This is a genomic window from [Chlorobium] sp. 445, assembly GCA_002763895.1.
Classification (GTDB): domain Bacteria; phylum Bacteroidota; class Chlorobiia; order Chlorobiales; family Thermochlorobacteraceae; genus Thermochlorobacter.
Window position 1 is genome coordinate 43,426 of the sequence record NSLH01000018.1, and the last position, 6,962, is coordinate 50,387.

7 protein-coding genes and 1 pseudogene are annotated in these 6,962 nt (G+C 47.8%); 6 read left to right on the forward strand and 2 right to left on the reverse strand.

What is annotated here, in order from left to right; genetic code table 11:
• Positions 1 to 7: 7 nt before the first annotated feature.
• Positions 8 to 1,006, reverse strand: coding sequence for an ATPase (locus CMR00_08480; GenBank protein ID PIO47806.1), 999 nt, complete (start codon positions 1,004 to 1,006; stop codon positions 8 to 10).
• 37 nt (positions 1,007 to 1,043) lie between these two features.
• On the reverse strand, positions 1,044 to 1,322 hold the full coding sequence (locus CMR00_08485) for a hypothetical protein (GenBank protein ID PIO47807.1): 279 nt from the start codon (positions 1,320 to 1,322) through the stop codon (positions 1,044 to 1,046).
• A gap of 20 nt (positions 1,323 to 1,342) precedes the next feature.
• On the opposite strand from CMR00_08485, the gene tsaD reads away from it, so the two are divergent.
• From tsaD to CMR00_08515, 6 genes and pseudogenes are all read left to right on the forward strand, one after another.
• Complete coding sequence (tsaD, locus tag CMR00_08490; GenBank protein PIO47808.1) at positions 1,343 to 2,347, forward strand: tRNA (adenosine(37)-N6)-threonylcarbamoyltransferase complex transferase subunit TsaD; 1,005 nt, start codon at positions 1,343 to 1,345, stop codon at positions 2,345 to 2,347.
• Positions 2,348 to 2,463: 116 nt separating this feature from the next.
• Positions 2,464 to 4,464, forward strand: coding sequence for a S9 family peptidase (locus CMR00_08495; GenBank protein ID PIO47809.1), 2,001 nt, complete (start codon positions 2,464 to 2,466; stop codon positions 4,462 to 4,464).
• A 261-nt stretch (positions 4,465 to 4,725) separates the two neighbouring features.
• Entirely contained in the window at positions 4,726 to 5,331 is a 606-nt protein-coding gene (locus CMR00_08500; protein ID PIO47810.1) for a hypothetical protein, read from the forward strand.
• Positions 5,268 to 5,591 (forward strand): annotated as a pseudogene (locus CMR00_08505) (hypothetical protein). Before CMR00_08500 ends, CMR00_08505 begins: the two are co-directional and overlap by 64 nt.
• Positions 5,516 to 5,893 carry a hypothetical protein gene (locus CMR00_08510; GenBank protein PIO47811.1) on the forward strand — a complete coding sequence of 126 codons (378 nt, stop codon included), beginning with the start codon at positions 5,516 to 5,518 and terminating at the stop codon, positions 5,891 to 5,893. Before CMR00_08505 ends, CMR00_08510 begins: the two are co-directional and overlap by 76 nt.
• A 76-nt stretch (positions 5,894 to 5,969) precedes the next feature.
• A partial coding sequence (locus CMR00_08515; protein PIO47812.1) for an SAM-dependent methyltransferase occupies positions 5,970 to 6,962 on the forward strand: 993 nt, incomplete at its 3' end.

The following is a 6,962-nucleotide window of genomic DNA, read 5'->3' on the forward strand; positions in this document are numbered from 1 at the left end:
TAGGTTGCTACGGCACAGGCACGGCGTTGAGCACTCGACGAATCACATCTTCAGGTTGCACTTCTTCCGCTTCAGCTTCATAGGTTAGAATGATTCGATGCCGCATAATGTCATAGGCGACGGTCTTGACATCTTCGGGAGTTGTATAACCACGCTGATTAAGAAAGGCATGTGCGCGCGCTGCAAGGTTGAGGTAAATCGTCGCACGCGGTGATGCGCCGTAGGCAATCAGCGCTTTGAGGTCTGCTAGCCCTACTTTTTCTGGCTCTCGAGTTGCAAACACAATATCTACAATGTACTGTTCTACTTTCGGGTCAATGTAGACTTCACCGACGACTTTTCTTGCGCGCAAAATCTCTTCTGGCGTTATGACTGGCTGAATCGGCTCGGGCGGCTCGGTGCGTGCCATGCGACGCATAATCTCTAATTCATCTTCGCGTGAAGGATAGCCCACTTTGAGTTTCATCATAAAGCGGTCAACTTGCGCTTCGGGCAAAGGGTATGTGCCTTCTTGCTCAACGGGGTTTTGTGTTGCCAGCACCAAAAATGGTGAATCGAGTTTGTAGGTTTCTTCGCCAATCGTTACCTGCTTTTCTTGCATGGCTTCTAGAAGTGCCGATTGCACTTTTGCAGGCGAACGGTTGATTTCATCGGCTAAAATCAGGTTCGCAAAAATCGGTCCTTTCTTCGTATAGAACTTCATATCCTTTTGATTGTAGATCATCGTGCCAATGAGGTCTGCCGGTAGAAGATCGGGCGTAAACTGAATGCGTTGGAATTTCAAACTCAGTGCCTTTGCTAATGAACTGACTGTGAGTGTTTTGGCAAGTCCGGGCACACCCTCAAGCAAAATATGTCCATTGGTGAGCAGACCAATTAGCAAGCGATTGATCACATAGTTTTGCCCAACGACAGCCTTAGAAATTTCAGCTCGCAGACGATTTACAAATTCAGATTCTTGCCTGATTTTAGCGTTGAGTTCTTCGATCGAAAGCGCTGTTGTCATTTTTTCTGGATGAGTTGTTCAAAGTCGTGGTTTTTTCTCAAGATTTTTCTTGCTCCTCACTTTGCTTTTTCTTTGTATCCTCTTTTATCGTGTAGTTGTAGTATAGCCCCTCACCGCCAATGAAAGCGTAGAGGCAAATGACAACGCCAGCGATGGTGAGCAAGAACGACAGCATCGGATGCACATGGTAAATCAAGTGAATTTGACCAATGCGTGGCAGAAAAAGAAAGACTAAACTTGCGCCAATCAGAAACAGAAACATTCGCGAAAAGCGCACCATTGAGTAGGTCTTCTTATCTTTGCGAGGCTTTTCCATACTGCTAAAATGTTTGTTTTATGACCATTCTCGGACTTGAAACCAGTTGCGATGAAACTTCCGCCGCTGTGCTCATCGATGGCAAAGTTGCTTCCAACATCATTAGTTCGCAACTTGCGCACCATGCCTTCGGTGGCGTTGTTCCCGAACTTGCGTCGCGAGAACATGAGCGGCTGATCATCACAGTTGTGCAGCAAGCCTTAGAAAAATCAAATATACAGAAGTCTCAGCTCGATTTCATAGCCGCAACGGCGGGACCAGGACTTATCGGCGCCTTGCTTGTCGGCTTGAATTTTGCGCAAGCCTTTGCCTTCGCGCTGCAAAAACCGTTTGTGCCCATCAATCACATTGAAGCACATATCTTTTCAACCTTCATTGAAGAGCCGTATCCATCGTTTCCCTTTCTCTCGCTCACAGTGTCGGGCGGACATACCCTGCTGGCAATCGTCCGTGAAGACTTAAGCTACACCATCATCGGACGCACCATCGACGATGCCGCCGGCGAAGCCTTCGACAAAACCGGCAAAATGCTCGGATTGCCTTATCCTGCTGGACCCGAAATGGACAGACTTGCCAAACACGGCGACCCGAATTTTCACAAATTCCCGCAAGCCCTCACCAAAGGCTACGACGACAATTTCGATTTCAGTTTTTCAGGATTGAAAACATCAGTTCAAACGTATCTTGCAAATCAAACCGACAACTTTATTCAAACGCATCTTGCCGACATTTGTGCCTCGATTCAAGAAGCTATTACATCCGTCTTGGTGTCAAAAACCATTCAAGCCGCGCAGAAATACGGCATAGAGACCATCAGCGTGGCGGGCGGCGTGAGTGCCAATTCTGAACTGCGCCGAAAATTCGAGCGCGCCTGTGCCGAAAAAGGACTTGCACTTCACATTCCAAAGCCGATTTATTCAACCGACAACGCCGCCATGATTGCCTCACTTGCACATCTGAAACTTAAGCATGGCATTCAATTTACGCCTCACTACGCTACGCGCGCCTTCGCCACTTTGGCATGATGAACTGGCTTGATTGCACACGTTGAATTTTGTTAAGCCTTAACATATTTTACCTCACAATCGGTCTAAGTATATTCGTATTCCTACACAACTCTAAGGTAAATCACAATAAGCGTATGAAACCCGTCATCTTTGCGCTGTTTCTTGGTTTCACACCGCTTGCTCTATGTGCTCAGCAAGTTCCGCTGATTGAGCGCGAAATCTTTTTTGATAACCCGGAAATCGTCGGTGGTCAAATCTCCCCTGATGCGCGCTGGATGACTTTCCGAAAGGTCTACAAAGGTGTGATGAACATCTGGATTAAAGCCCTTAATGATCCGTTCGAAAAAGCGCGCCCCATCACGGCTGACACGCTCAGACCAATTGTTAATTACTTCTGGACTTGGGACAGCAAATCTGTGCTGTATTTGCAAGATAAAGGCGGTAACGAAAATTATCATGTCTATGCCGTCAATCCTTTTGCTGCAAATGGTCCCGATGGTGTTCCGCCAGCGCGTAACCTCACTCCCTATGAAAACACTCGTGCCAACATTATCCGACTCTCCAGAAAAAATCCTAACAAACTTTGGGTAGGTCTTAACGACCGCGATCCATCGTGGCACGATCTTTACGAACTGAATGTTACCACTGGCGCCCGCAAACTCATTTACCAAAACACAGATCGCCTCACCGGCTTTATTTTTGACTGGGATGAAAACTTACGCTTTGTCTTGCGCAATAGCAGCGATGGCTCAACTGAATTCCTGCGTGTCGATGCAAAGGGACTGACCAAAATCTATGAAGTTAGCTCGCTTGAATCTGCTTATATCGTGTCTTTTACAAAAGACAACAAATTGCCTTACATGGTAACTAACAAAGGGCGTAACTTCACTGAACTGGTTCTGTTTGATCCTTCAACGGGTAAAGAGACACTCGTCGACAAAGACCCTTTAGGTCGCGTAGATTTTGGTTCAGCTTATTTTGATGATCTAAGTCGCAAGCTGATTTACACCAAATACGAGGATGCGCGGGAGCGGATTTATTTCCGCAACAAAGCTTGGGAGGAAGAGTACAATTTCCTGCGCTCGCAGTTTCCCGGCAAGGAATTCTCCTACACTTCAATGGATAAAAAGCAACGATTTGCTCTGGTCAATGTGTACAGCGATACTGATCCCGGAGCAGTTTATCTCTTCGATCGCAAGAAGCGCAAACTGACTTTTCAGTACCGCCCACGTCCAAAGCTCGATCCTGAACTGCTCTCACCGATGGTGCCAATCGCCTACAAGTCGTCTGATGGACTAGAGATTCCCGCCTACCTGACACTGCCGAAAGGACAAGAGCCTAAGAATTTACCTCTGCTTGTTATTCCCCACGGTGGTCCTTGGGCGCGAGATCGATGGGGATACAACGCTAATGCACAATTCTGGTCTAACCGTGGCTATGCTGTGCTGCAGATGAATTTCCGAGGTTCCACGGGCTATGGTCAGCAATTTCTCAATGCTGGCAATCGTCAATGGGGCGACTTGATGCAAGATGACATTACTTGGGGCGTCAAGTATCTTGTCGCACAAGGCATTGTCGACTCTAACCGTGTCGGTATACTTGGCGGCTCATACGGTGGCTATGCTACACTGGCTGGTGTTACTTTCACGCCAGATTTGTATAGAGCGGCAGTTGCCATCGTGGCTCCCTCTAACCTTAACACTTTACTGGCGTCTGTTCCACCTTACTGGGAAGCCGCCCGCAGAAGTTTTCACCTGCGTATTGGTGATCCTACCACACCTGAAGGCAGAGCGCAGTTAGAACGTCAGTCGCCGCTCAATCATGTTGAGAAAATTAAAACCCCGCTCATGATTGTGCATGGCGCCAATGATCCACGCGTCAAAAAGTCTGAAGCCGATCAAATTGTTGCTGCTATGCGCAAAAAGGGCATCTCTGTTGAGTATCTCTGTGCACCTGACGAAGGGCATGGCTTTTTGCATCCTGTCAACAACATGGCATATCTGGCTGCCGCTGAAAAATTCCTTGCCACACACCTCGGCGGACGCTATCAGGACAGCATGTCTTCAGACGTGGCACAGCGCCTGCGCAAAATCACTGTGGATGTCAGGACAGTTCTTAAAGATGCTGCAGAGTGACACTGATTTTCGTGTAGAAATATGACTATAGCGCGAAGCATGTGATATACCATTAAGATTGTTTTCGTTATAGCGTGCATTATCGCGCCGCACCTGCATCTTTGACTCATGCAACTTTTGGATTTTTCTCATCTCGGTGCTAACTTAAAGAATTGAGTAGATTGTTTTTTTATTCAGAGCCTCGATTTCAAGAATCCAAACTGGTACGCGCTTTGATGTGAGCGTGATTCGTCTGCTACTGCTAACGCCCACCCTAAAGTTATCAGTGCCGTGAGTGAAGACTTCTACAAAAACCTGCCCGAAGCTCCTAACTTCACCGAGGCGCTTCTGCCCAAATGGCTGCATCCTTTACCTGACGACTGGCTGGTCATTAAAAGCGATATGGTCGGCTCCACACGCAACATTCTCGAAGGGCGCTACAAGGAAGTCAACTCCTCAGCTGGGCTTCTGGTAATTGCCGCCGCCAACGCCCTCGGCAATATGAATTTCCCCTTCTTCTTTGGCGGTGATGGCGTCACACTAGCCATTCATCACTCCAAACACAGCCAAGTACGACCCATACTCGCTGGGGTCATCAAAGAAATCAAAGATATCTTCGGCTTTGATTATCGGCTTGCCATCTTTCCAGTTTGCGACATCTACAAAGCCGGTTTTGAGTTAAAATGCAGTGTCGTCCGCATCTCTGAAAAATACCGTCAAGCAGTTTTGGTCGGCTCTGGCGTCGACTGGATGGAGACTGAGCTTAAAACCCTCAATCGCCTTATCTGCTCGACCTTCGCACTGAGCCGATTGTTCAGCCCGATATGCGCGGCTTTTCTTGTCGCTGGCAAGATTTCCCTTCGCCACGCGAAGAAACTGTCGCCCTGATTGTGCGTCCACGACACGATTCCGCTCTGAACCAAGTCTTCCAAGTTCTCGATACCTGCATTCCCTCTAAAGCTGATGCACATCCGCTTCGACTTCACGGGCAAAAGATGAATTTTGACTCTAAGAACCTTCGCACAGAAGCTATCACGATGTCGAACCAAAAACGTGGGTTTCGCTATCAGCTGTGGCTTTGGACCATCAAGGCACAGATGCTTATGCTTGCCGCTATTATCAAACTGGGCATTCGCGTTACAGCTGGCAAAAAAAGCTTGATGAGATTCCCAAGGATAATTACTTCTCCAGCGATACCAGCAAAATCGAGCACAGCTTTTATGCGATTTTTGCGCTCACTCGCCAAGAGCGCGAATGCTTAGAGCAAAAACTGGAAGAGCTTCGCAAGCAAGGCTTGATTTTCTGGGGTATGCATGTCTCTAATCGCGCGATGCTAACTTGCCTCATTCAGCTCGATATCGGTCAAGAGGTTCATTTTGTCGATGCCGCAGATGGCGGCTACGCTATGGCAAGTCGTCAGCTGAAACAACAGCTGATTGATGCAGATTAATTGCAACACTGAGTTTTTGAGGGCATTTTTGCAAAATGGCTTCGCCAAACGCAAACTGTTGCAAGGTGTAATTTGAATGAACGTCACAACGCTTGGGCAAGTCTTTACGCCGCCTTTCATTGTAAGCCTGATGCTGTCGCTTCGGAAAAATTCGGGGCGTGTTCTGGAACCCTCGTGCGGCGACGGTGCATTTTCAAGCGTCATTCCTGACTGCCTCGCCATTGAACTCGACGCCACAAAATCCCCACCACACGCACTTGTGATGGATTTCTTCGACTTGCCCACTTCCGAAAAGTTTGAGACGATTATCGGCAATCCACCTTATGTGCGCTTTCAAGACATCAATCCCGACACCAAACAGAAACTTTCGCTCACACGCTTTGACGGTCGCAGCAACCTCTACCTTTTCTTCATTGAAAAATGCGTTCAGCATCTTGCGCCACATGGCGAATTGATTTTTATCACCCCACGCGATTTTCTCAAAGCCACCTCCAGCCGCAAACTCAACGCTTGGCTCTTTGCGCAAGGTACGATTACACATTGGATTGAACTCGGCGACCAGCGCATTTTTCAGGGCTACACGCCCAACTGCGCCATCTGGCGATTTGAATCACAGAACTTTTCACGAAAGACACACTTCACAGATGAACAAGGAGAAGAAACCTTGCGAACCTTTACCTGCGTTAATGGACAACTGCTCTTCCTCAAAGCCAACTACACTGTTCCATTCAGCGATGTTTTCTTCGTGAAAGTCGGTGCCGTCAGCGGCGATGACGAAGTTTTCACTCACGATGAATTCGGAAATCGCGATTTTGTTTGCTCTACCACCGCCAAAGATGGCAAAACTCGCCGCATGATTTTCAATATCAAACACCCATATCTCGAACCCTTTAAATCACGATTGCTTTCGCGCCGCATCAAAGCGTTTGATGACTCGAATTGGTGGACGTGGGGACGCGTGCATTATCAAAGTTCTGAAAAGCGTCTGTATGTGAATTGCAAGACGCGAAACCCGCGTCCGTTTTTTCTTCATGCGTGCAACGACTACGATGGCTCAGTGTTGGCTATC

Excerpts from the sequence above, each read along its gene's own strand:
- CMR00_08480 (PIO47806.1), bottom strand. The coding sequence starts at position 1,006 with ATGACAACAGCGCTTTCGATCGAAGAACTCAACGCTAAAATCAGGCAA.
- CMR00_08485 (PIO47807.1), bottom strand. The coding sequence starts at position 1,322 with ATGGAAAAGCCTCGCAAAGATAAGAAGACCTACTCAATGGTGCGCTTT.
- tsaD (PIO47808.1), top strand. The coding sequence starts at position 1,343 with ATGACCATTCTCGGACTTGAAACCAGTTGCGATGAAACTTCCGCCGCT.
- CMR00_08495 (PIO47809.1), top strand. The coding sequence starts at position 2,464 with ATGAAACCCGTCATCTTTGCGCTGTTTCTTGGTTTCACACCGCTTGCT.